This window comes from Paraburkholderia sp. BCC1885, assembly GCF_900996235.1.
Classification (GTDB): Bacteria; Pseudomonadota; Gammaproteobacteria; order Burkholderiales; family Burkholderiaceae; genus Paraburkholderia.
On record NZ_CAAJGM010000111.1, the window covers coordinates 757,211 to 777,921 of the forward strand.

The 20,711-nt window shown below is 60.0% G+C and carries 22 protein-coding genes; 11 read left to right on the top strand and 11 right to left on the bottom strand.

What is annotated here, in order from left to right; genetic code table 11:
- Nucleotides 1-59: 59 nt before the first annotated feature.
- The 4 genes from FQ755_RS12275 to FQ755_RS12290 all read right to left on the bottom strand — a co-directional run bounded on the left by FQ755_RS12275 (nt 60) and on the right by FQ755_RS12290 (nt 3,283).
- Entirely contained in the window at nt 60-845 is a 786-nt protein-coding gene (locus FQ755_RS12275) for an SDR family oxidoreductase (protein WP_144154389.1), read from the bottom strand.
- A 30-nt stretch (nt 846-875) separates the two neighbouring features.
- Nucleotides 876-1,190, bottom strand: coding sequence for a non-heme iron oxygenase ferredoxin subunit (locus tag FQ755_RS12280; protein ID WP_144154391.1), 315 nt, complete (start codon nt 1,188-1,190; stop codon nt 876-878).
- A 23-nt stretch (nt 1,191-1,213) separates the two neighbouring features.
- On the bottom strand, nt 1,214-2,218 hold the full coding sequence (locus FQ755_RS12285) for a 2Fe-2S iron-sulfur cluster-binding protein (RefSeq protein ID WP_144154393.1): 1,005 nt from the start codon (nt 2,216-2,218) through the stop codon (nt 1,214-1,216).
- A gap of 120 nt (nt 2,219-2,338) precedes the next feature.
- A complete protein-coding gene (locus tag FQ755_RS12290) occupies nt 2,339-3,283 on the bottom strand; it encodes a LysR family transcriptional regulator (protein WP_144154395.1) in 945 nt (314 codons plus the stop codon).
- A 114-nt stretch (nt 3,284-3,397) separates the two neighbouring features.
- Here FQ755_RS12290 and FQ755_RS12295 point away from each other — a divergent pair, with 114 nt between their 5' ends.
- From FQ755_RS12295 to FQ755_RS12325, 7 genes are all read left to right on the top strand, one after another.
- The gene (locus FQ755_RS12295; protein ID WP_409937417.1) at nt 3,398-4,660 is read left to right on the top strand and encodes an aromatic ring-hydroxylating oxygenase subunit alpha; all 1,263 of its coding nucleotides are present in this window, start codon (nt 3,398-3,400) and stop codon (nt 4,658-4,660) included.
- 3 nt (nt 4,661-4,663) lie between these two features.
- Complete coding sequence (locus FQ755_RS12300) at nt 4,664-5,137, top strand: aromatic-ring-hydroxylating dioxygenase subunit beta (RefSeq protein WP_144154397.1); 474 nt, start codon at nt 4,664-4,666, stop codon at nt 5,135-5,137.
- Between the two features lie 49 nt (nt 5,138-5,186).
- Nucleotides 5,187-6,212: an aldo/keto reductase gene (locus FQ755_RS12305; RefSeq protein ID WP_144154399.1), complete on the top strand. Its 1,026-nt coding sequence runs from the start codon at nt 5,187-5,189 to the stop codon at nt 6,210-6,212.
- A gap of 107 nt (nt 6,213-6,319) precedes the next feature.
- Nucleotides 6,320-7,144, top strand: coding sequence for an alpha/beta fold hydrolase (locus tag FQ755_RS12310; protein WP_144154401.1), 825 nt, complete (start codon nt 6,320-6,322; stop codon nt 7,142-7,144).
- Nucleotides 7,145-7,208: 64 nt separating this feature from the next.
- Nucleotides 7,209-8,609: an MFS transporter gene (locus FQ755_RS12315; RefSeq protein ID WP_144154403.1), complete on the top strand. Its 1,401-nt coding sequence runs from the start codon at nt 7,209-7,211 to the stop codon at nt 8,607-8,609.
- 165 nt (nt 8,610-8,774) lie between these two features.
- Entirely contained in the window at nt 8,775-9,818 is a 1,044-nt protein-coding gene (locus FQ755_RS12320) for a porin (RefSeq protein ID WP_260858547.1), read from the top strand.
- Between the two features lie 105 nt (nt 9,819-9,923).
- A complete protein-coding gene (locus tag FQ755_RS12325) occupies nt 9,924-11,519 on the top strand; it encodes a methyl-accepting chemotaxis protein (RefSeq protein WP_144154407.1) in 1,596 nt (531 codons plus the stop codon).
- Between the two features lie 510 nt (nt 11,520-12,029).
- Here the strand turns inward: FQ755_RS12325 and FQ755_RS12330 are convergent.
- Nucleotides 12,030-12,272, bottom strand: a complete 243-nt coding sequence (locus tag FQ755_RS12330) for a helix-turn-helix domain-containing protein (protein ID WP_144154408.1) — start codon at nt 12,270-12,272, stop codon at nt 12,030-12,032.
- A gap of 115 nt (nt 12,273-12,387) precedes the next feature.
- Here FQ755_RS12330 and FQ755_RS12335 point away from each other — a divergent pair, with 115 nt between their 5' ends.
- The 3 genes from FQ755_RS12335 to FQ755_RS12345 all read left to right on the top strand — a co-directional run bounded on the left by FQ755_RS12335 (nt 12,388) and on the right by FQ755_RS12345 (nt 15,162).
- Complete coding sequence (locus tag FQ755_RS12335; RefSeq protein WP_260858513.1) at nt 12,388-13,557, top strand: hypothetical protein; 1,170 nt, start codon at nt 12,388-12,390, stop codon at nt 13,555-13,557.
- A 54-nt stretch (nt 13,558-13,611) separates the two neighbouring features.
- Nucleotides 13,612-14,175 carry a hypothetical protein gene (locus FQ755_RS12340; RefSeq protein ID WP_144154410.1) on the top strand — a complete coding sequence of 188 codons (564 nt, stop codon included), beginning with the start codon at nt 13,612-13,614 and terminating at the stop codon, nt 14,173-14,175.
- Nucleotides 14,176-14,508: 333 nt separating this feature from the next.
- Nucleotides 14,509-15,162: a hypothetical protein gene (locus FQ755_RS12345; RefSeq protein ID WP_144154412.1), complete on the top strand. Its 654-nt coding sequence runs from the start codon at nt 14,509-14,511 to the stop codon at nt 15,160-15,162.
- 233 nt (nt 15,163-15,395) lie between these two features.
- Here FQ755_RS12345 and traD read toward each other — a convergent pair whose 3' ends face one another.
- Complete coding sequence (gene traD / locus FQ755_RS12350) at nt 15,396-15,725, bottom strand: conjugal transfer protein TraD (protein ID WP_144154414.1); 330 nt, start codon at nt 15,723-15,725, stop codon at nt 15,396-15,398.
- A 205-nt stretch (nt 15,726-15,930) separates the two neighbouring features.
- Between traD and FQ755_RS12355 the strand changes: the two genes are divergently transcribed.
- Nucleotides 15,931-17,367 (top strand): MobA/MobL family protein, encoded by a 1,437-nt coding sequence (locus FQ755_RS12355; protein ID WP_144154416.1) that lies wholly within the window; start codon nt 15,931-15,933, stop codon nt 17,365-17,367.
- Here FQ755_RS12355 and FQ755_RS12360 read toward each other — a convergent pair.
- The 5 genes from FQ755_RS12360 to FQ755_RS12380 all read right to left on the bottom strand — a co-directional run bounded on the left by FQ755_RS12360 (nt 17,359) and on the right by FQ755_RS12380 (nt 20,679).
- The gene (locus tag FQ755_RS12360; RefSeq protein WP_144154418.1) at nt 17,359-18,831 is read right to left on the bottom strand and encodes a DUF6538 domain-containing protein; all 1,473 of its coding nucleotides are present in this window, start codon (nt 18,829-18,831) and stop codon (nt 17,359-17,361) included. The genes FQ755_RS12355 and FQ755_RS12360 overlap by 9 nt on opposite strands.
- Before the next feature lie 267 nt (nt 18,832-19,098).
- Entirely contained in the window at nt 19,099-19,659 is a 561-nt protein-coding gene (locus FQ755_RS12365) for a lysis system i-spanin subunit Rz (RefSeq protein WP_144154420.1), read from the bottom strand.
- Nucleotides 19,656-20,135, bottom strand: a complete 480-nt coding sequence (locus FQ755_RS12370) for a lysozyme (protein WP_144154710.1) — start codon at nt 20,133-20,135, stop codon at nt 19,656-19,658. The genes FQ755_RS12365 and FQ755_RS12370 overlap by 4 nt, the downstream gene beginning before the upstream one ends.
- Nucleotides 20,135-20,353 carry a hypothetical protein gene (locus tag FQ755_RS12375; RefSeq protein WP_144154422.1) on the bottom strand — a complete coding sequence of 73 codons (219 nt, stop codon included), beginning with the start codon at nt 20,351-20,353 and terminating at the stop codon, nt 20,135-20,137. The genes FQ755_RS12370 and FQ755_RS12375 overlap by 1 nt, the downstream gene beginning before the upstream one ends.
- Nucleotides 20,350-20,679: a hypothetical protein gene (locus FQ755_RS12380; RefSeq protein WP_144154424.1), complete on the bottom strand. Its 330-nt coding sequence runs from the start codon at nt 20,677-20,679 to the stop codon at nt 20,350-20,352. Before FQ755_RS12380 ends, FQ755_RS12375 begins: the two co-directional genes overlap by 4 nt.
- Between the last annotated feature and the right edge of the window lie 32 nt (nt 20,680-20,711).

A 20,711-nucleotide genomic window follows, 5' to 3' on the forward strand; every position in this document is an offset into this window, starting at 1 on the left:
TCAAAGCGCGCTCAATTAAACCCGCGCCTGAAGCCGCACGGCAATTTCAGTACTGCGACTTATATTGCCCGGGTCTCGCCGCCGTCGACGTCGAGAATCGCGCCCTGTGCGAACGTAGCGGCGCCGGACGCGAGAAATGCCACGGCGTGACCGATTTCGTCCGGCGTGCCAAACCGCTTGATCCCGCATTCCTTCAAAAGAAGCACGGTGGCTTCTTCTGTGTCGAGCGAAGACGCCTCTGCGATGCGCTGGATGTTGCGTGTCAACCGGTCGGTCTGGATTCTGCCGGGATTGACAGCACAGACGCGCACGCCGTCGCGCTTGCCGATATCGGCCATCGCCTTGGTGAAATTCATCAGCGCGGCATTGACGACGCCGCCGATGGTAAATTCGCCGACGCCCGTCCACGCGCCGATGCCGACGATGTTGACAATCGTGCCCTGCACTTCGACGAGCCGCGGCCACACGGCGCGCGTCATCCGCACATATCCGTGCAGCTTGAGCGCGAGGCCGTCCTGCCAGTCCTCGTCGGTCAGATCGAAGAAGTCGGCCCGGCGTGTAGCACCGGCGTTGTTGACCAGAAGATCGATCCGCCCAAACGCGTTGAATGTCTGCTCGACGACCGCCGTCGCCGCTTCGGGCACTCTCAGGTCACACGGCAGCGTGATCACTTCGCGACCCGTGCTTTGCCGGATGCTGTCCGCTGTCTGGCCGAGCTTTTCTGCGTCGCGCGCCACCAGTGCGACATTCATCCCCTCAAGTGCCAGTTGCTGGGCCACGCCCGCGCCAATGCCGCGATTCGCGCCGGTGACGATTGCCACTTTATCCTTCAGGTTGAGTTCCACCTTGTCTCCTGGTTCTTTTCTTGTCGCCGCCTACTCGACCTGCACCCATACGCGGTTATCGACGATCCGCACCGGAAACGACCGCACGTCTTCGGTAAGCGGACTGCACAGCGCCTTGCCGGTACGGATGTCGAAACGCCCTTGATGGAGCGGGCACTCGATTTCCGTTCCTTCGAGGAAGCCGTCGCAAAGCCTGGCGTGTCCATGCGTGCAGATGTTGTCTGTGGCAAATACTTCGCCATCAACCGCATAGAGTGCGATCTCGCGGTTTCCCGCGCGTACGGCAATTACATCGTCCGCGGGCAAGTCCGCCTGGGCGGCAACGTCCATCCATCCTTCGCTCATTTAGCAATCCTCTTGATAGTCGTTCAGGCCGGCAGGGGTGCTGTCTCGGGCTGTGAAAAAAACGCATCCGCGTAGACGTGTTCGTAACCGAGGCCCTTCGCGATCAGCGTCTGGCGCACCGCATCCACCATGGGCGGCGAGCCGCATACGTAGGCACGAAAACCGTCGAGCGTGCCCCAGTCGGAATCGAGTGCGTCGGTCACGAGACCTGCGCGATGTCTATCACGTGCGGGACCAGTCGCGATGACCGTATGCACCGCCAGGTTCGGGAAGCGTTCGGCAAGTTCGGAAAGCGTGCCCGCGCCATACACGTCCGCTTCCGATCGCACGCCGAAGTAGAGATGGATAGCACGACGGTCACCGCCCTCAAGCAGGGCGCGCACGATGGACAGAACCGGCGCGAGGCCCGTCCCGCCCGCGACGCAGATGACGGGGCCATCGTGCTGCCGTCGCAGGTACGATGTGCCGAGCGGCCCGCTGATGCGCGCGGTGTCGCCGCACTTCAACTGCGTCGCGACGTGTCCGCTAACCGCGCCGCCTGGCACGACACGAATGTGGAATTCGATCAGCGCGTCGGTGTCGACGCCCGCCATCGAGTAAGGTCTTTCCCGGCCTGGCATGAACTGCACGTTCGCATACTGGCCGGGTGAAAACGACAGCGGACGGTTCAGACTCATCCTGACAATGCGAACGTCACTAACGGGCGCATCGATCGACACCACCGTGCCCTTGACGATGCGGGCGGGATGAACGACGACTTCGTCGGGCTCCGGAATTTCGATCGCGCAGTCGGCGGTCAGCGTCGCCTGGCATGCCAGCACGCTCATGCCGGCCGGATGCGGATTCTCCTGTGTCACTGCAGACGTTGCCTCGACGGAGCCTTCGATTACCTTGCATCGGCAAGTCCCGCAGCGCCCCGCCATGCAACTGTATGAAACCGGAACCTCCGCCTGGCGCAACGTCTCCAGCAGATTGGCACCCGGTTGGAATTCAATCGTTTTACCGAGTGGTTGCACGAGCAACTGCATGATGTCTCCCGCCTTAAGATCTGTTTTTTCGATCTTAGGCGGGACGGGTCAGCGGAGGAACCCAATGCCAGGAATGGACGTTATTCGCGAACCGAATAACGCAGGACAACGCTCGGGAGATCAGGGCGTGGGTACCGTCGCGCCGGGCGGCGCGTTCGGGTCGCCTTCCCGGAAAGTGTCGAACATCATGTTGCGCAGCCACTGGTTCGCCGGTTCGCGGTGATATTTGGCGGACCAGAACACGTTCAGCGGAATCGGCTCCAGCCGCATCGGCGCAGGCGCCCACGCGAGATTGAACGGCGTGATGCTGCGATTGACGAGCCGTCCAGGCAAGGTGGCAATCAGTTCCGTCTCACTCAGGATATGTCCGACCGCCGCAAAATGCGGGATTTTCAGCTTGACGTTGCGCTGCACACCCATGCGCTCGAGGTCGTGATCGACCATCATGTGGCCTGTGCTGGCCGCGACCACGACGAGATGGTCGGCGGCGGAAAACTCCTCCAGCGTGACGACGCCCTTATCGAGTGCATGCCCCTTGCGGAACACGCAGACATACTGGCTCGAGGTCAGGCGCCGCTGGAAAATACCCGCATTCAGGTCCGGCAGCCAGCCGACCGCCAGATCGACGGCACCGGTCTCCAGGTCGTCTTTCAGATTCGAGGCCACCTTGCGCACCGTGCTCAGCGAAACGCGCGGCGCGACGCGCTCAAGCCCGCGCATCAGGTTGGGCAGGAAGTCGATCTCGCCGATATCCGTCATGGCAATCGTAAAGCTGCGATCGCTCGTAGCCGGATCGAAATCCATCTCCATGTTCACGACGCCGTGGATCAACCGCAGGGCCTCATTCAACGGACCCGCAAGACGCTCGGCGTAAGGCGTGGGCTGCATGCCGCGACCGGTGCGCAGCAGCAGATCGTCGCCGAGCAGCGTGCGCAGCCGGTTTAGCGCGTTGCTCATGCCGGGCTGCGACATGCCGAGATTCAGCGCGGCTTTCGACACACTCTTCTCTCGGACCAGCTCAGCAAACACCAGCAACAGATTGAGGTCCAGGTCGTGAAGTTCCATCGCAGATCGTCCTGATATTGCTGCGGATTATATCGTGCATTCGCGGCCCTTTATGGATCGTCGAACCGCTCTGACGGATCATGTGTCCAGCAAGAACTACTCAGGAGACGTCGCATGAGCATGGAACCTGTTCCGATTTCGTTTGTTCCGAAATGGAAGGACGAAGGACAGAGCCGCATCCCGTTCTGGGTCTACACGGACCCATCCGTTTATCAGCGTGAACTCGAACTCATCTTCTACGGCAAGCACTGGAATTTCGTCGGCCTTGAAGCCGAACTGCCGAATTCCGGCGACTTCAAACGCACGTGGGTGGGCGAGCGGTCCGTCATTCTCGCGCGCAATGAGGACGGCACGATCAGCGCCGTCGAAAACATCTGCGCCCACCGCGGCGCCGCGTTTTGCCGGGAACGCAGCGGCAACCGCAAGGAATTTCTCTGCCCCTACCACCAGTGGACCTATGACCTCAAGGGCAACCTGACAGGCGTTCCGTTTCGCCGTGGCCTGAAAAAGGATGGCGAAGTACGCGGCGGTATGCCGGCCGACTTCAACACCGCCAATCACGGTCTGAACAAGCTGAAAGTCGGCACGCGTCATGGCGTGATCTTTGCGTCGTTCGACCACGATGTCGAACCGCTCGAAGACTACCTGGGTCCAGAGATCCTGCCTTATTTCGACCGCACCTTCGACGGCCGCAAGCTGAAGATTCACGGTCACGCGCGCCAGCGCATTCCAGGCAACTGGAAGCTGATGCAGGAAAACATCAAGGACCCCTACCACGTCGGCTTGCTGCATACGTGGTTCCTGATGTTCGGCCTGATTCGCGGCGACCAGAAGTCGCGCATCGTGATGGACGCGCACGGCCGGCACGGCGCGATGGAGTCGACCCGCGAGGCCACCGGCAAAGGCGCGGTCAGCGAGGGCCTGCATAGCTTCAAGGAGGACATGCAGCTGAACGACGACCGCATCGTCGACATCAAGCCGGAGCCGTGGTGGAACGGCCCGACCGTGGTGATGCTCACGCTGTTCCCCAACCTGATCGTGCAGCAGCAGTCGAACAGCATGTCGGTGCGCCAAATCATTCCGCGCGGTACGGGTGCCTTCGATTTCGTCTGGACCCACTTCGGTTTCGAAGAGGATGACGAAGACATGGAGACGCGCCGCTTACGTCAGGCCAACATGTTCGGCCCCGCCGGTTACGTCTCGGCGGACGACGGCGAGGTGCTGGAGTTCTGCCAGGAATCTTACGAGCAGGGCGACAGCGCGCGCACCACCATCGCCGAGCAAGGCGGCAAGGACTGGAGCGGTTCCACTCATACGATTACCGAGAACGTCCTGCGCGGCATGTATGCGTACTGGCGCAAGTTGATGGAGATCTAGGCGATGCAGAGTCAGAACGATTTCATGGACGTGGTGGCGCTGCACAGTGAGTATTCCGCCTGCCTCGACGCCGGCGAATTCGAACGCTGGCCGGATTTCTTTGTCGAGAACTGCGATTACCGGATTCAGTCGCGCGAAAACTTCGACGCGAAGCTGCCGCTCTCGATCATGTGGCTGGAGGGTCGCGGCATGCTCAACGATCGCGTGTATAGCGTGCGGGAAACGCTCTATCACGATCCGTACTATCAGCGGCACATTGTGTCCGCGCCGCGCATCGTCTCGGTGAATGGAGATGAAATCCAGGCAGAAACCAACTACCTGGTCATCCGAACGAAACGAGACACGTTTTCCGAACTGTTTAACGTGGGCCGCTATCTCGACTCGATCCGCCGCACGCCTGACGGACTGAAATTCAAATCGCGCGCATGCATATTCGACAGCGAGTGGATCCGCAACTCGATCATCTATCCGATCTGACGCATCGACGCAGCGGTAAACCGCACACGGACGCACCTGTGAGGAGACAATGAAATACACGAAACTCGGCAATAGCGGTCTGAGCGTGTCGCAAATCGCGCTGGGCATGATGTCGTTCGGCTCATCGGAATGGCGTCCGTGGGTGCTGGACGAGGCACAGTCGCGACCGCTTGTGCAGCGCGCCATAGAGTTGGGCATCAATTACTTCGATACGGCCGACATGTATTCCGCCGGACGCTCCGAGGAGCTGACGGGGAAGTTTGTCCGCGAGTTTTGCCGGCGCGAGGAAGCGGTGATCGCAACCAAGGTCTTCTACCCGGTCGAGATGGGCTTCAAGGGCGGCGCCGCGGGCGGCGCAAAACCGGCCAGACGGCCCAACGCCGACGGCCTCTCGCGCAAACATATTCTGCACGCGGTCGACGCCAGCCTCGCACGGCTTGGCACCGACTACATCGACCTTTACCAGATTCATCGGCTCGATCCCGAGACGCCGCTGGAAGAGACGATGGAGGCGCTGCACGACGTCGTGAAATCCGGCAAGGTGCGCTATCTCGGCGCAAGCAGCATGGCTGCGTGGCAATTCGCCAAAGCGCAGCAGATTGCGCGTGAGCACGGCTGGACGCGATTCATCAGCATGCAGAATCATTACAACCTGGCGTATCGCGAGGAAGAGCGCGAAATGATTCCGCTTTGCCGCGATCAGGGCGTGGCGGTGATTCCGTGGAGCCCGCTTGCGCGCGGTTTTCTGGCCGGCAACAGAGATGCGGCCGACACGTCGCGCAGCGCAACCATCCGCGCGCAAACCGATGACGTGGCGCAGAAATATTATGGCAGCGCGGGCGACCTGCGCGTGCTGGCGGAACTCAGCAGGCTTGCACGGCAGAAAGCCGTCAGCAATGCGACGCTGGCCTATGCGTGGCTGCTGCACAAGGGTGTGACGGCGCCGATCGTCGGCGCAACGAAGTTGCCACACCTCGAGCAAGCGGTAGCAGCGCTGTACGGCCAGCTCACCGATGAAGACGTGGCGCTGCTGGAAGCGCCGTATGAACCGCATCGGGTGATTGGGCATACATGACGAGGCCCATTCGTGCCGCTGGCACATGAGGCTGAAGCGGGCTCACGCCAGGCGCAGCAAGGGCGAAACCGGACACCTGCATCATTCATTCAACGAGAGAGTTTGAGATGGACACTTTGTCTGACATGAAGTCAGGCCATCTGCGCGTGCGAGACGGTACGCGGATTGCCTACAGCCTTGCCGGCGACGTAGACAGCGACGCGCGGGTGGTGCTGCTACATTCACTGGGAATGGACCGCAATTTCTGGCAGCCCGTGGTGGAGCGCCTGATGGGCAAGGCGCTCGTGCTGACCGTCGACTGTCGTGGACACGGTGCGTCCGACAAACCGGAGGGACCGTATACCGTCGAACTGTTTGCTCGGGATCTGTTCGACCTGGTCTCTGCCTTTCGCTTTGACGACGTGGTCGTGGCAGGCGCGTCGATGGGAGGCTGCGTCGCGCTGCAGTTTGCTGGCACATGGCCTCGCCTCACGCGCGCAGTCGGCCTGTTCGACACGACCGCCTGGTACGGCGAAGCGGCGCCGCAAAACTGGGAAGAGCGGGCGGCGAAAGCAGAAAGCGGCGGCCTCGCGCCCTTGGTCGAATTTCAGACCACGCGCTGGTTCAGCGACGCCTTTCGCGCGGCGCACCCGGAAATCGTGCAGCGCTGTGTCGACACGTTTCTGCGCAACGAAGTGCACGCGTTCGCCTCGACCTGCCGGATGCTCGGCGCGTTCGACGGCCGTGTGCTGCAGTCCAAGGTGCGCGCACCGTGCAGCGTGATCGTGGGCGAAGAAGACTACGCGGCGCCGGTAGCCATGGCGCGCGCGTTACATGACGGCATCAACGGTTCGTCGCTGACCGTCATTCCTGCCGCGCGTCACCTGACGCCGCTGGAAACACCGGATATCATCGCTCGCGAACTCGTTACGCTGCTGGCACCGAAACCCTAGTGCTGGATGGGGCGGTGCAAGCGGCGGCAAGCAAAAAGACCAGAACAAGCCATGGAGACAATCAATGCAACATCCTGCAGGTAACCCGGGGAGAGGAGCGGCCAAAGGCGCGTCCCTGACAGGCGAGCCGCCAGCCGCCGCCGCAACCTTGCCCGTCTGGTATCGCTCGCTGAACAGGGCGCAGTGGAGCGCGCTTTTTGCGTCCAATCTGGGCTGGCTATTCGACGGCTACGAAACCTACACGCTGATCCTGACCGTTGGCGTTGCGCTGCGTCAGTTGCTGCAACCTGCCATGTATGGGCAGATTCCGTTCTATGCCGGACTCACGATCGCGCTCACGTTGCTGGGTTGGGGTGTAGGTGGGCTCGTGGGCGGCGTGCTGACCGACTACATCGGCCGCAAGCGGATGATGATGCTCGCCATCCTCGCCTATTCATTGACGACGGGTCTGAGCGCATTTGCATGGAACTGGGAGTCCTTTGCGGTGCTGCGTTTTGTCGTCGGCCTAGCAATGGGCTCCGAGTGGGCGACGGGAACGGCCATGACCGCCGAGTTGTGGCCCGATCGCCACCGTGGCAAGGGCGCAGGCCTGATGCAGTGCGGATTGGGCATGGGCTTCTTCGTCGCCTCTCTCGTCTGGCTGTTCATGAGCCAGACCGGCGACCACGCATGGCGTTACATGTATCTGCTCGGCGTGCTGCCGGGGCTGGTCACGCTATGGATGCGCAAAGGCATTCCCGAATCGGAACAATGGGAGCGCGTGAACGAAGAGCGCAACCAGACTCGTGCACGCAAGCGCGAAGGCGGCAGCCTGTCGGCCCACGAAGAAGCACTGACCCGCTTCACATTGGTCGATCTGTTTTCGGCACCTGCACTGCGCCGCCGCACGCTGATTGCCGTCTTCATGTCGCTCACGACGACGCTCGGATGGTGGGGCATTTCCACCTGGGTGCCGCCGTACATCGGCTCCGTTGCGGCTCATGCCGGACTGTCTGCGGCGCGTTGGGCCAGTTTTGCGGGCATGGCCTACAACGTGGGGGCGATTGCCGGATATATCGGTCTCGGCTTTCTCGCCGATGCATACGGCCGCAAACGTGTCACGTTTGCATTCTTTCTGATGGCGTTCCTTCTGACGCCCGTGCTGTTCCTTTGGACACACGATATTGGGCTACTGTTGCTGGTTTCGGCCGTCACCGGATTCTTCAGCCTCGGGCAGTACACGTGGATGCCGACATGGCTTCCAGAACTGTATCCGACCCGCGTGCGCGGCACGGCAATCGCGTTCTGCTTCAACGTGCCGCGCCTGCTGGCGTGGTCCGGGCCGCTGGTTGCCGGAACGCTGATCGCCCGATTCGGCGGATATGGACACGCTGCCGTGACCGTCGGATTCATCTACGTCATTGGCATCGTGCTGACACCGTTCCTGCCCGAGACCAACGGCAAACCTCTGCCTGAAAACGTATAGCGCAACCCAGGTAGGCAGGTTCGTAGACGGCGCCGGCAATCCGGCGCCGTCTACACATCCCCCTTGCAGGACGGCGGCCTGTGTCGCCAACAGTTTCACCTAGATCAATAAAATCGGAGACAGTCGAAAATGAAAAAATTATATTTAGGTATCCTTGTCATATCGATGAGTTGTGCATCGGCATGGGCGCAAAGCAGCATGACGTTGTACGGCAGTATCGATGAGGGCGTCACGTTCAATACCAACGCGCAAGGCAGCCATACCGCCACCGTAGGCCCTGTTGCGGTTCCTGACTTCTACGGTTTTCGCGGCACCGAAGACCTCGGCAATCAGTTGAGCGCCGTCTTCGCCCTGCAAAATGGCTTTAAATCCAACACGGGACAAGGGACGATTGCCGGCGATGCTTTCAGCCAGTTTGCGTGGGTCGGCCTTTCGAGCCCTCAGTACGGAACGCTCACGCTCGGCCGCCAGTTGGATCTGGCCGCAGACGCGCTGCGGGTGAACGCAAACGGCAGCATCCAATACAACTTTTATCTGTTCCACCCTGCCAATCTCGACAATCTCGGCATTACCGGCGACTCGATCAACAACTCCGTGAAATACGCCACGCCGAACTTTGGCGGCTTCAGCGCCACGGGCCTGTACGGCTTCGACGATTCGAGCACGCAACCCGGCCGGGTCTACAGTGCGGACGTAGTCTATTCCCACGGACCGTTCCGCGCATCCGCCGTGTATACCAGCTGGCGAAACCACGTGATCAATCTCGTCACAGGTCTCGGCCAGAGCAGCTTCCTCCGCGAATCGCTTGCCGGGGGCGCGCTGTTTACCGCGCAGCATCAGGACATCGCAGGCTTGTCCGCCTTCTACAAGGCCACCGACAAGCTCCAGTTGCATGGCGTGGCCACCCAGGTCAACCTCGCAAGCGCGGCCGACTCCACACGAATGCGCACGGTCGAACTTGGCGCCGATTACAGCACCAACTTCGCGAATGCCGTGACGTTAGGAGGTTATCTGTCCTGGCTAGGGGAAACGCGGTATGACGAAGTCGGTCTGGGGGACACGTATTCGCTCTCCAAGCGCACGGTCGTTTACGCTCAGGTGACGTACCAGCACGCGGACGGCGTGGGCAATGCGGCGATGCCACTTCTGGCAGCGGCGAACGGGCCCAACCAGACCGCTTTCCGCGTGGGTGTGCACCATTTCTTTTAATGGTTGCCGGTTTGCGCCAGCCCGCACGATGCGTGGCGGCGCAACTGTCCGGGATCGACGAAAACAAATCCAGTCACCGTCCGACGGAACAGTTACGGGGGAAGTATGCTGAGTAAAGGCATCACGATAAAAGCACGGATCGGCCTGACGATGGCGTTTCTCGCTGCGCTGCTGGTGATCAGCAGTGTGCTCGGCCTGATTGGCATGGGCCGTTCGAACGCTTTATACAACGAAACGTTGACGACCCAGATGCCGAGCGCGGTCGCCATCGCCAACGCCGAAATTTTTGCCGGACAAGAGCGCTTTGCGGTCGACCGGGCGGCGGTCCTGAGTGGAACGCCAGACGCCACCGCAGCACTCGAACGCGCACGCACGATGCGTGCAACGTCCGGCCTGTGGTGGAACAAATATCTCGGTCTTCCGCGCGGCGCTGAAGAAGACCGGCTCGCGCAGGATGTCGCGGGCAAGCGCCAGGCGCTGCATCAGACGCTGGACGCGTTCGCTTCCCGCATCGCGGCAAACGACACAGCAAAACTGGGCGATGGAGTGAAACAGGTACAAGCCGCATACGAGGACATGACAGCGTCGGATGACGCCTTACGCAAATTCCAGTTCACCGAAGCCCATGAGGGCTACCGTGCCGCGCAAAGTGCTTTTGCAACATTCCGACTCTTCAGCCTGGTGGAACTCCTGCTCGGCCTCGCGGCCGCGATATTCTCTTACCTGACGCTGCGTCGCGCGATCACCCGCCCGCTCGCGGACGCGCTCGAGCACTTCAGTGCCATCGCCGCGGGCGATCTGCGCCGCACAGTGACGGTGGGCTCGCGTGATGAAATGGGTCTCCTGCTCTCCGGCATCGCCAGCATGCAACGTAGCCTGACTGAAACCGTGCGCTCGGTGCGCGGCGGCAGCGAATCGATTGCAACGGCCACGCGCCAGATCGCAGCAGGCAACCTGGATCTGTCTTCGCGCACGGAAGAGCAGGCCTCCGCGCTGCAGCAAACCGCGTCGAGCATGGACCGGCTGACTGGAACCGTAAAGCAAAACGCCGACAATGCCCGTCAGGCGAGTTCGCTAGCCGGGAGCGCGTTCGAGATCGCCAATCGCGGCAACGCGGTCGTGGGCCAGGTGGTCGGCACCATGGGCGAGATCAATCAGAGTTCCAGCAAGATTGCCGACATCATTGCGATCATCGAGGGCATTGCTTTTCAGACCAACATCCTCGCGCTCAACGCCGCGGTTGAAGCCGCCCGCGCCGGCGAAGAAGGCCGTGGCTTTGCCGTGGTGGCCGGAGAGGTACGCGGTCTCGCGCAGCGCTCGTCGGCGGCGGCGAAGGAAATCAAGGAACTGATTGATACCTCGGTGAACCGGGTGCAGTCCGGCGCAGTGCTGGTCGACGAGGCGGGCCGCACGATGAACGAGATCATCACCGCCGTGCAGCGCGTCACCAACATCATGGGCGAAATCGCCGCCGCCTCCGAGGAGCAGAGTTCGGGACTCGATCAAGTGGCGCGCGCCGTCACGCAGATGGATGAAGTGACCCAGCAGAACGCCGCGCTGGTTGAAGAAGCGGCGGCCGCTGCCCAATCGCTCGAAGACCAGGCTGGCAAGCTGCGGGCAACGGTTGGCGTATTTCAGCTCGAAGACGATGCGTTCAATGCGCCCTCTCGCGAGATCGGCGCAATTCGTGCAGCGAGGTGACAGGCCTCGCGTGCTGGCCAATGCGAAGGGTGTATGTCAGCATGAAAAACTGTCCGGCAACCACGTTCCGCGATAAGTATTAATACGGGAATTTGCGCATCCAGACCTTACGGCCGCACGATTTACGATCTGGTCTGGCGGTTCCATTCATCCCAGCGACGCCGTGCTTGCTGAAAGGCTGACCGCTTCTCGTTGGCGAAGCATTGGTCATATAGTGACGCGGTAGCGTTTCGCGCTTTGTCCGCTCGTCGGCACGCCCTCGACGAGTTTGATAGTCGTTTCGTGAGCCAGAAAAACAAAAAGCCGTTGAATCACTTTTAGATTCAACGGCTTTCTATTTGAGCAATTTCTGGCGGAGAGACGGGGACACGGTTGCCTCTTCGCCACGAAAGCCTTACAGCGTATGGGCTCCGGCGAAAAGTGTCCCCTCGCGGTGTCCAACTGGAAACGAGGTTACCACAGCATTCTTGTCGGATGCTGCGGTGACTGGGAGTAGACATATCCCCGGATCTATCCGCCTACTTCCATGAGGATAACCACGGCCTTGTCTGGATCGATGCCGCACGCCTTGCACCAATCGAGATAAAACAAAACGTCCATATAGCTTTCACCACGCTCGATTTTCGACAAATACGATTGACCTACTTTCAAGCGTTCGGCCAACTGCACTTGGGTAAGTCCCGCGTTTTTACGCAAAGTTTTCAAATGAGCTCGGAGAGCCCGATAGCGAGGATGATGGACGGATGGAAGCATGGCGGAATGCTCCCTGCACACTCAAAATAGTCCATTCCCGACTTTTTCGAGTTATTATCGCGCCCAGCATGGCCCGTGCCGTGCCCCGTCCAATCAACAAGAAAATGGGTGCGAAATGTCTGTCAAGTTTGCAGCAATAGCAGTTCTCGGGGTTTCACTGGCCGCCTGCGGCGGTGGAGGCGGCAGCGGTAATAGCGGATCATCCGGTAGCATGAGCAGCCCTACAACCAGCAGTAACGGCGCGGCGTTGCTCGCCGCATATAACCCTCCTGCGGCGATAGTCGCGGATGTGGTGCAAAACTACACCGGCCCCGCTTTCAGCGGCTACGACTCCGCTGTCCAGGCGCGCTGTGCAAGTCCCAGCATTGTCAGCAGCACCGTTGTGGTCGCCCCGGACGTGATCGTATTCAGCGCCGGTGCGAGCGTGAAAGCGCAGGAACTGGCCGCAGACCTGACGGAGCAGGCCGTCACTGAAATCCGCACAAAGCTCAATCTGCCAACCACCGGAACGGCATTCGACGGAACAAACCGGATCGAGCTTTGCGTCGATACCACTTTGGGCCAGAGCGACGGCGAAACCGGGACGTCACTTGTCGGCCAGACTGGTTCTGGTGTCGGCCCGGTAATGCAACTGATGTCAGCCGACGCCCCGGCGTTCGACATCCGGTATCCGGGTGCAAGCAGTTATAACGCACCCGTAGGGACATCCTATTACGACCTGTTCCGCCACGAAACTACACATGCGGCTTTGTTTTCGTTAAGCGAACCCTTTACCGGACTTGAAACGTGGTTTCAGGAAGGAATGGCAACGACGATTTCTCAGTTGCCAATGCCAGCAAAAGCGACCGTGCTGGGTTATGTGAGCAGCAACGATCTCATCAGTGCCAATAACGCGAACACCAATGGCAACGTTTATCCAGCTTATGAAGCCACCATCGGTTATTTGACTTCAAATGCGGCAGGCGCGCTGAACTTCGGCCTGACGAACATTCCCGCATTCGTGACTGCGTTCAAGCAAAACGCAATCGCAGTATGCGGAGCAACGTATCCCCAAGGCAACACCCCACCGGCATACCTGACAGTGGGAATGCCTGCCGGGCAGATGAACCAATGCAGCTCGCCGAACGGCGAAATCGATCCACGCCTGGAAACCGTCTTTGACCAGACGTTCAATGCAACATTTAAAGACAGCAACGGACAACCCCTGTTACTGCACACCACAGACAGCGCGAACTCCTCACTCGAAGCAACGCTTTACAGCAGGTTAAACGGTTTTTTGCAATAAACGCAGTCGGCATAGTGCCCGCTCTCCATCACACCGCCACAAACGGGGAATAAAATGGCTAAATCACTCTACGACGTTGAAAAACTAGATACGGAAACGGTGAAGTTCACGGTTCGCCCATTGTCAGCTTTGGGCGTGTTTAAAAAAATCGTAGTGGCGCTGCTGGTGATTGCCGAGTTCGCCGCCTTCGCTGCGATCAATCCCCGGTTGGGTTTTGTCGCAACCGCTCTTCTTCTCCTTTTTCTGTTCTGGATGATGAAGGGGGCTTCGTGGAACCGTGGACGGCGCTTTACGCAGTTCACGGTCGGGCCTACCGGCATCACCATGCTTGAAAACGGAGCAACAGCGACAACCTTTCCGATCGCTGAAATCGAGCGGATGTATATCACTGCACCGAAGGCCGGAGAACTCACCGTCCACACGGCGATTGGAGCGGGAGGAACATATACGGGCGTGAGCAGCAGTGGTGGTGTCAATGCAGGACTGGCGGCCAGATCATGGCAGGTGGTAGTTCAGGTTCGTGGGGTAGAGCACTGGCTTGCTGGTGGTCTGACACAATCAATGGCAAGCTCCCTCTCCATGCAGGTGCAAAAGGCACTACCTGTGTCTTGGAGATAGTCTCCCTTTAAAGAAGGGAAAGACAGAAGAGGAAGAGGAGTAGCCTGCTTCTCCTTATAGAACCTGGACTTTACGTCCCAAATCTGGGACGAAACGTCCCAGCCGGAACGCTTTGCCGTGTCTGCTCCGGGACGTTTTTCCCACACTCGCGACACCCCGCCGGGACGGCGGGCCGCATCTCCCCCGGATGCCGCCGTGCGGCATCCCGCCCCCGCTGGGGGCTCCTGCTTGCGCCTCTTACCCTGACGTTGGCCCTTTGTCAAAAAACCGCGTTATTTGACGACTTGCCCGCGAACTGCGACCGTACAAGTCCCCATCAACCGGAGACTTGCCATGCCCAACCAGCCCCAAAACCTCGCAGCAGGCAGCACAGAAGTCCCGCGCGCGCAGGTCTTCGACCTGAACGCCCACGTCAGAAGATTGCCACCGAAACCCAAGGCGAAAGGCGAAGAACAGAACCCATTCGTGGCGGGCATGACCATCAAAACGAAAAAGCGCCGGAGCACCGTCGAGGGCAAGACCTTCACCGACGAAGACGGGCGCGAACACGATGCCGAAACCAACCTCGTCGAGTTTCTTGACACCGCTCCCTTCATCAAACTTTTCACCGAAGACCTGACGCCTTTTCTTACCCTCTCGCACAACGGGTTCAAACTGCTCATCCTGATCGTATCGGAACTGGCGAAATCACCGGGCAAAGACGAAATCTACCTGCACGCCAACACCGTTACTGACGTGGAAACCGGCGCTGAAATCCTCAGCCGTAGTGCGTTCTACCGGGCCATTCCCGATTTGGCCCAACATGGCTTTATTGCGAAACAGAAAACCCGTCCGCATATGTTTTTCGTGAACCCTAATCTGGTCTTCAATGGCGACCGCGTGAAGTTCGCGAATACCTACATCCGGAAGCACGCCCATCTCTCCGATGAGGATAAACCGAAGGTGCTGAAAAACACGGCGAAGACAACTCAACAAAAAGCCGCCTGATTGCCTGCATGGGCTTGGGGTAGCGACGGCTACCCCAAGCCCATCGCAGAGCGTATCGGCACTGCACAGGCGTCAAGGCCAAGCCGCGATGCGGTCGCTGCGCGAGCCTTGACCCCTGCTCCGTTTTCTCGCCCTGTAATCTGCTGTCGAGATTGAACCCGTGCAGAAACGCCAGCACCCGCCACCAGCCGCTATTGCGACGGCGCTGGCAGGCGTGTTGTGCTCTGGCATCGTCACGCATCGTTTTGCCCTTGCGTGCCTGTCGGGCGCTTTCGCATGAGCACGTGCCCGAACTTTTCCCACCTGGCAACCCGCTCGGCATCGCCGTTCGCCAGCGCTTCGGTGATCGCACCTACCAACGCAGCAGGCGTCGGGTTCACGCCAGTTTTGCGCAGGGCGATAAGCATCAATCCGCCGAGTTCGATTTTGCGGCGCGTGTCGGCTTTGCGTGCCGCATCTTTCACGCGCTTTGCTTCCGCCTGCTCTTTGAGCATGGCGAGCGCCTGCGCTCGCGCAAGTTGTGAGGTCAGTTTTTCGATGCGCTCGTGCAGTTCGCCCGACATATGCCACTCCGTTGAAACGCCAGAACCCACCTTGCGCTTTTTGGAAAAACTGTCAAGTTAGTAACGGGCGACGCGAGCGACAGCGAGCCGCCAAACCGGAGCAGCGCGAAGGTTTTCTCTGCAAGAGCGCACTTATGCATTGCCCTTCGGGCAACGCGCGCGGTCAGGGGCAAGCCCCCGACACCCGGAAAACTGACACCACACCATGCCCCTTTACCACGCTCACGTTAAAACGTTCAGCCGGAGCAAGGGCGATAGCGCCGTGGCCGCGTGCGCGTATCGGCTCGGCGTTGCATTGAAAGACGCACGCACTGGCCTCACACACGATTACACGAAGCGCAAGGGCGTATGGGGTAGTTTTGCCTGTGTGCCCGATAACGCGCCCATGTGGGCACATGATCCCGGCGAGTGCTGGCAAAAAGCCGAAGCCGCTGAAAAACGAAAGGACGCGTGTGTCGCGCGCGAGTTCGAGTTTTCACTACCGCGCGAACTCACGCCAGAACAGAACGAAATACTTGCGCGTGACGTTGCACAGCACCTGGTAGACCGCTTTGGTTTTGCCGTGACCGTTGGGCTGCATGATTTCGACACCCAGCCCCATGCTCACGTGCTCGCCACCACGCGACAAATCGACGCACACGGGTTCGGGGCAAAGACGCGAGAACTCGATAACCGCACCAGTGGTGCAATCGAAGAAGTGCGCGCGATGATCGCAGTGCGCACGAACGAAGCGCTTGCAGCGGCGGGGCATAACACGCGCGTCGATCATCGGTCAAACGCTGCGCAGCAAATCGAAGCCATCGCGCGCGGCGACCTCGCACGCGCGGCGGAACTCGACGGCAAGACAGCGATGGTTCATGAGGGTAAAGGGCCACGAGCGCGGCAGCGCCGCGCCCGCAACAGGCAGGTGAGAGAGCAGAACGCCCACCGTATCCAGACGCTTGTAACAGCCCTAGAAACGGTCGCAAGCACCGAACCCACCCCGACCTACGAACAGGCCGCGACAAGCCCGCAGATCGCATCAGCTACGGCAGAACACGCCACCAACATTCACCTTGGAGACCAGAGCATGAAACCCCTCCCTACCGACATTCAGGACGTTGATTTCGCCGCGAACGGAAGCGCGCTATTCGTGTTCGAAGATGAACCCAAAGTCACACGCGGAAACAGTCCGAGGTATTACACCGGCTTGCTCACCGCGCAAGCCTACGCTTGGGCATTGCAGCGCTACGGCGATCTCGCGCATGTCAACTCGATCGATCCGTCACGCGCCGTTCTGGTATTCGCCGACAGTTCGATCGTCACCGATCACGGCAGGACGCTGAACGCGAGCGGCGGCACGCCGCGCGATCAAGCCCAGCGCCTCTGCGCTCTCGCTCTGGCGAAGAACTGGACGACCATCGCGTTCACCGGAAGCGAGGATTTTCTGCGCGAAGCGTTCGAATATGCTTTGCTTCACGACCTGAAAATCCAAGCCCGTGACGACAGGCAACGGGCGTTGCTAGCGCAGATCGAGGAGAAGAAAAAGACCGTGCCGAAACTGCTGACACGTTCCACGCTCGCGTCAAAACTCGATGCCAAAGAGCGGAAACAGGAACCCACCGCACCCGCTTCACGCCGTCGCCCGGGGCATTCAAGGTGACTTTGAAGTGCTCCGCGTTTGCGTTGCCGATTGCGCATTTTTACGGGCCGGCTTACGACCGGCCGGCAACTCAAATAGCGTTGCCCGGACGGCAGCGAGATCAAGAGACCACCGTAACGCGGGACCGACCACGGCCAATAGCTCTGCGGCCGTGTATTGTCGGCTATAAACCGTGTGATGTTCGTCATCCAGTTCGTGCCCTACGAACTGCGCGCGATGCTCAGAGGACACGTTTGCTGTTTGCATGGCCTGAATAACTGTCTTGCGCAGGGAGTGGAACCCGACCTTACCAACACCGCTTTCGGGTTGAACTTTGCAAGCTGCCAGATGGCGAGTAAATGCCTTGCTCAACCAGTTACCCATACCGTTCACGCCGTCCACCTTGACCCCTGGGAAAAATCGCGTTTCGCCTCGCTCTCGCAGCTCTCCCACCCGAGCCATTACGCCAAGTTCGATCAGGTCAGGATGTAGCGGAACCGTGCGCTCGCTGGCCTTGTTTTTCAGACTCTGTCCCTCGCCATCGTCGGTAAAGCGAACACAGAACACACCGTCAATGGTCAGAAAATCCGCAAGCGTTAGTTGCCCGATTTCCGCAACACGCGCTCCGGTGTAAAGACCGAGCAATGCGCCCCAGCGGGCAGCATCTGAAAGACCGATGAATGCCTTGGGTTCATACAGCGCCCGAACCTGTTCCATGGTCAACGCCTTAAATCCAAGTTTGCGCCGTAACCGTTTTTCCCGATGCGAGTAGGTGAGTTGCCCGGTGGAAGGATTGTCTGAACTGATGTAGTGACCCGCGCCCTTCGCCCATTCGAAGAAGCCTTTAAGGTAGGACAGTTTGTTAACGATAGTCGGCGTCGAAAGACCTGCATTGCGCAGCGCCTGCACCCATCCCGCCACATCCGTCCGTGTAATGCCATTGATGGGCTGGGCCCGCCCTGCGTGTTCAACGAACAATGAGACTGCGGAAGATTTGATTGACAGCGTTTTGCGGATCGTGGACGGGGCTATGAACTGGACCCATGCTCGGTGGGCCGCCGCCAACTTCATACCTGGTGGCGTTTTTGAAGGCTGCGGCGTGGCGGGTGCCACGTCGAGAGGCGGTTGTGCCACGAGCAGTTTCAATGCTTCCATCGCGCGCGCGTGATCTGCTGCATCGGTCGCTTTGATCGACACCCCATTGGGTAATGCCAGTTCATATGGGCGGGTGTCGGCTGGATCAACATGCGCGAGCAAATCGGCAACAGTTGGTTTCGTCATCTCACCAGATCTCACGGCATGAAAAACGGCATCATACCGTGCAGCCAAGACATAGGCCCAAGCCTGGGCAGTCTTCGGGCAACGCGTGCGCAACGACTTTTTGATGACTTTGCGACCAGTGACAGCTTGAAGTTCAAGCGGGATTTTCTGGCGGTAGTGAAAAATGCCCGAGGGGTGCCGGACAAGGTGATGCGGCAGGCGCATGATGGCTTGAAGTGTCCAAGCCGGTGTCCAACACGCCGATTTCTCTGACTTCCCGCAAAGCCTTATGGGATAAGGCTTTGGAGTTCGGTGGCGGAGAGACGGGGATTCGAACCCCGGATAGGTTATTAACCTATGCCACCATTCCCCGGAATGCCTTTTCAATCACTGCACTAGATTTCGGCCCATGTACCTTTGATTGAAAAGATAATCGCCCGGAGAGCCTTATTGGTATTGATTTGCTCTTTTCCTAAGGTACGGAAAATGGCGCTATCTGGCATCGCAACCCGGCGTCGCCGGTCGGATCGCGCAAACATACGCCTGCAGCGCCTTCACTTTGCTGATTTCGTTGTCGTCGTCTCCGGCGACCCTGAAAACGCGTTCTGCAACCGCTGGGTCGAGGTCTGCGCTGGCGCTGGCGCCATCGCCCACGCTGGCGGCGCCGGCGGCTCCGGACACGTTGGCGGCACTGGCGGAAGAGCAGTTGCGGACTGCGACGCGCACCCGTTGAGTGCCAGCAGCGAGAGCAGCGCGATAGTTGCGATTGTCGGTTTCATGGGCATCCTTTTCCTTTGTGGTTTGTGCATCCGCCGCAGCGATCGCGGCTTCCGCTTTGTCGTGCGCGTCGACCGCGCGCTGCTCGCCATCGAGTGCCGCACGCGAGACGGCTAACATGTCGTTCGCATGCTGCTCGTTGTCTTTCGCGTGCGCAGCCTTCTCGGTTGCCAGCTGCGCCGCGTAGTGACCGGCATCGAAAAAATGTGTGCCGCCTGCGCCGATCGCAATGCCGAGCGCGCCGGCAACAATGCCGGTGATGAAATAACCATTCATTGAGTTTTCCCCTCGCACATGGCGCGCTCGATCGCACGCCGCTTGACGAGCCCCGGCAGTTGCCGGCCGCTCGCATACGTCCAACGCGACAGCTCGGCGCAAGCGCCGGCGTAGTCGTTGGCCTTTACCTTCTTCGCCATCGTCGATCCGCAGTAAGCGCGGACGCCGGCGTTGTATGCGAAGTCGACGAACGCGACTCGCTGATACCAGGCCATCGGCGCAAGCGGCGTGCAGCGGTCGACGCCCTGCGCCGTTTCGGCGAGTCGCGCCTCGAGGCGCTGCTCACATTCCTGCGGCGTGAAGCGCTGGCCAAGCCTCACGTCTTTGGTGTCGCCCATGCACGCGGTGACGATGCCGACCGGGTCGGGCTTTGCAACCAGCACCGTTCCCTCAAACTTCGGCACGATGCTGATCAGCGCAGCGGCGGCCGCCGCGCCAGCGATCGCCGCGAGACTTCTCTGTCGTAGATCCGCCATCATTCCCCCAGCGCCGACTGATGCGTGTACGCGGCCCATAGGCCAAATGCGAAAATCGCTCCGCTCACGGCGAACGGCACCCACATCGGCAAACGGGAAACGTAGGCGTCAGGCAGCGTCGCCCATGCGCCGCCGGCAGCCTGCACGACTGCGCCGACGATCAGCGCGCGCACGCTGTTTCGCCTGTGCGCCTTACGCCAATAGGAAACTGGTTTCACGATGTCACCTTGGATTTGAAATACGCCCATAGCGCCAGAACGAGCGTGCCGGCCAGCGCCCATAGCCCCCGCTTCGCCAGCTCGACGCGCAGTTCCTGATAGAACTTCGAGCGCGCCTCGGCCTTGGCGATCAGGGTTTCGTGATAGCGGCGGTGGCCGTCCCAATCGCCACCGGGAAACGCCTTGTGCAGGTCGTCAATTCGACGGATCGCCTCGTCGACCTTGTTATTCGTCACCGCGGCCGATGTCGTGTTTTCTGAGTGGCGCTGATCCAGCTCTTCGCGCAACCCATTGATCGCAGTTACGATTTGCTCGTGGCCTTCCATTGGCACTCCGGAAATGAAAAAGCCGCCCGCGG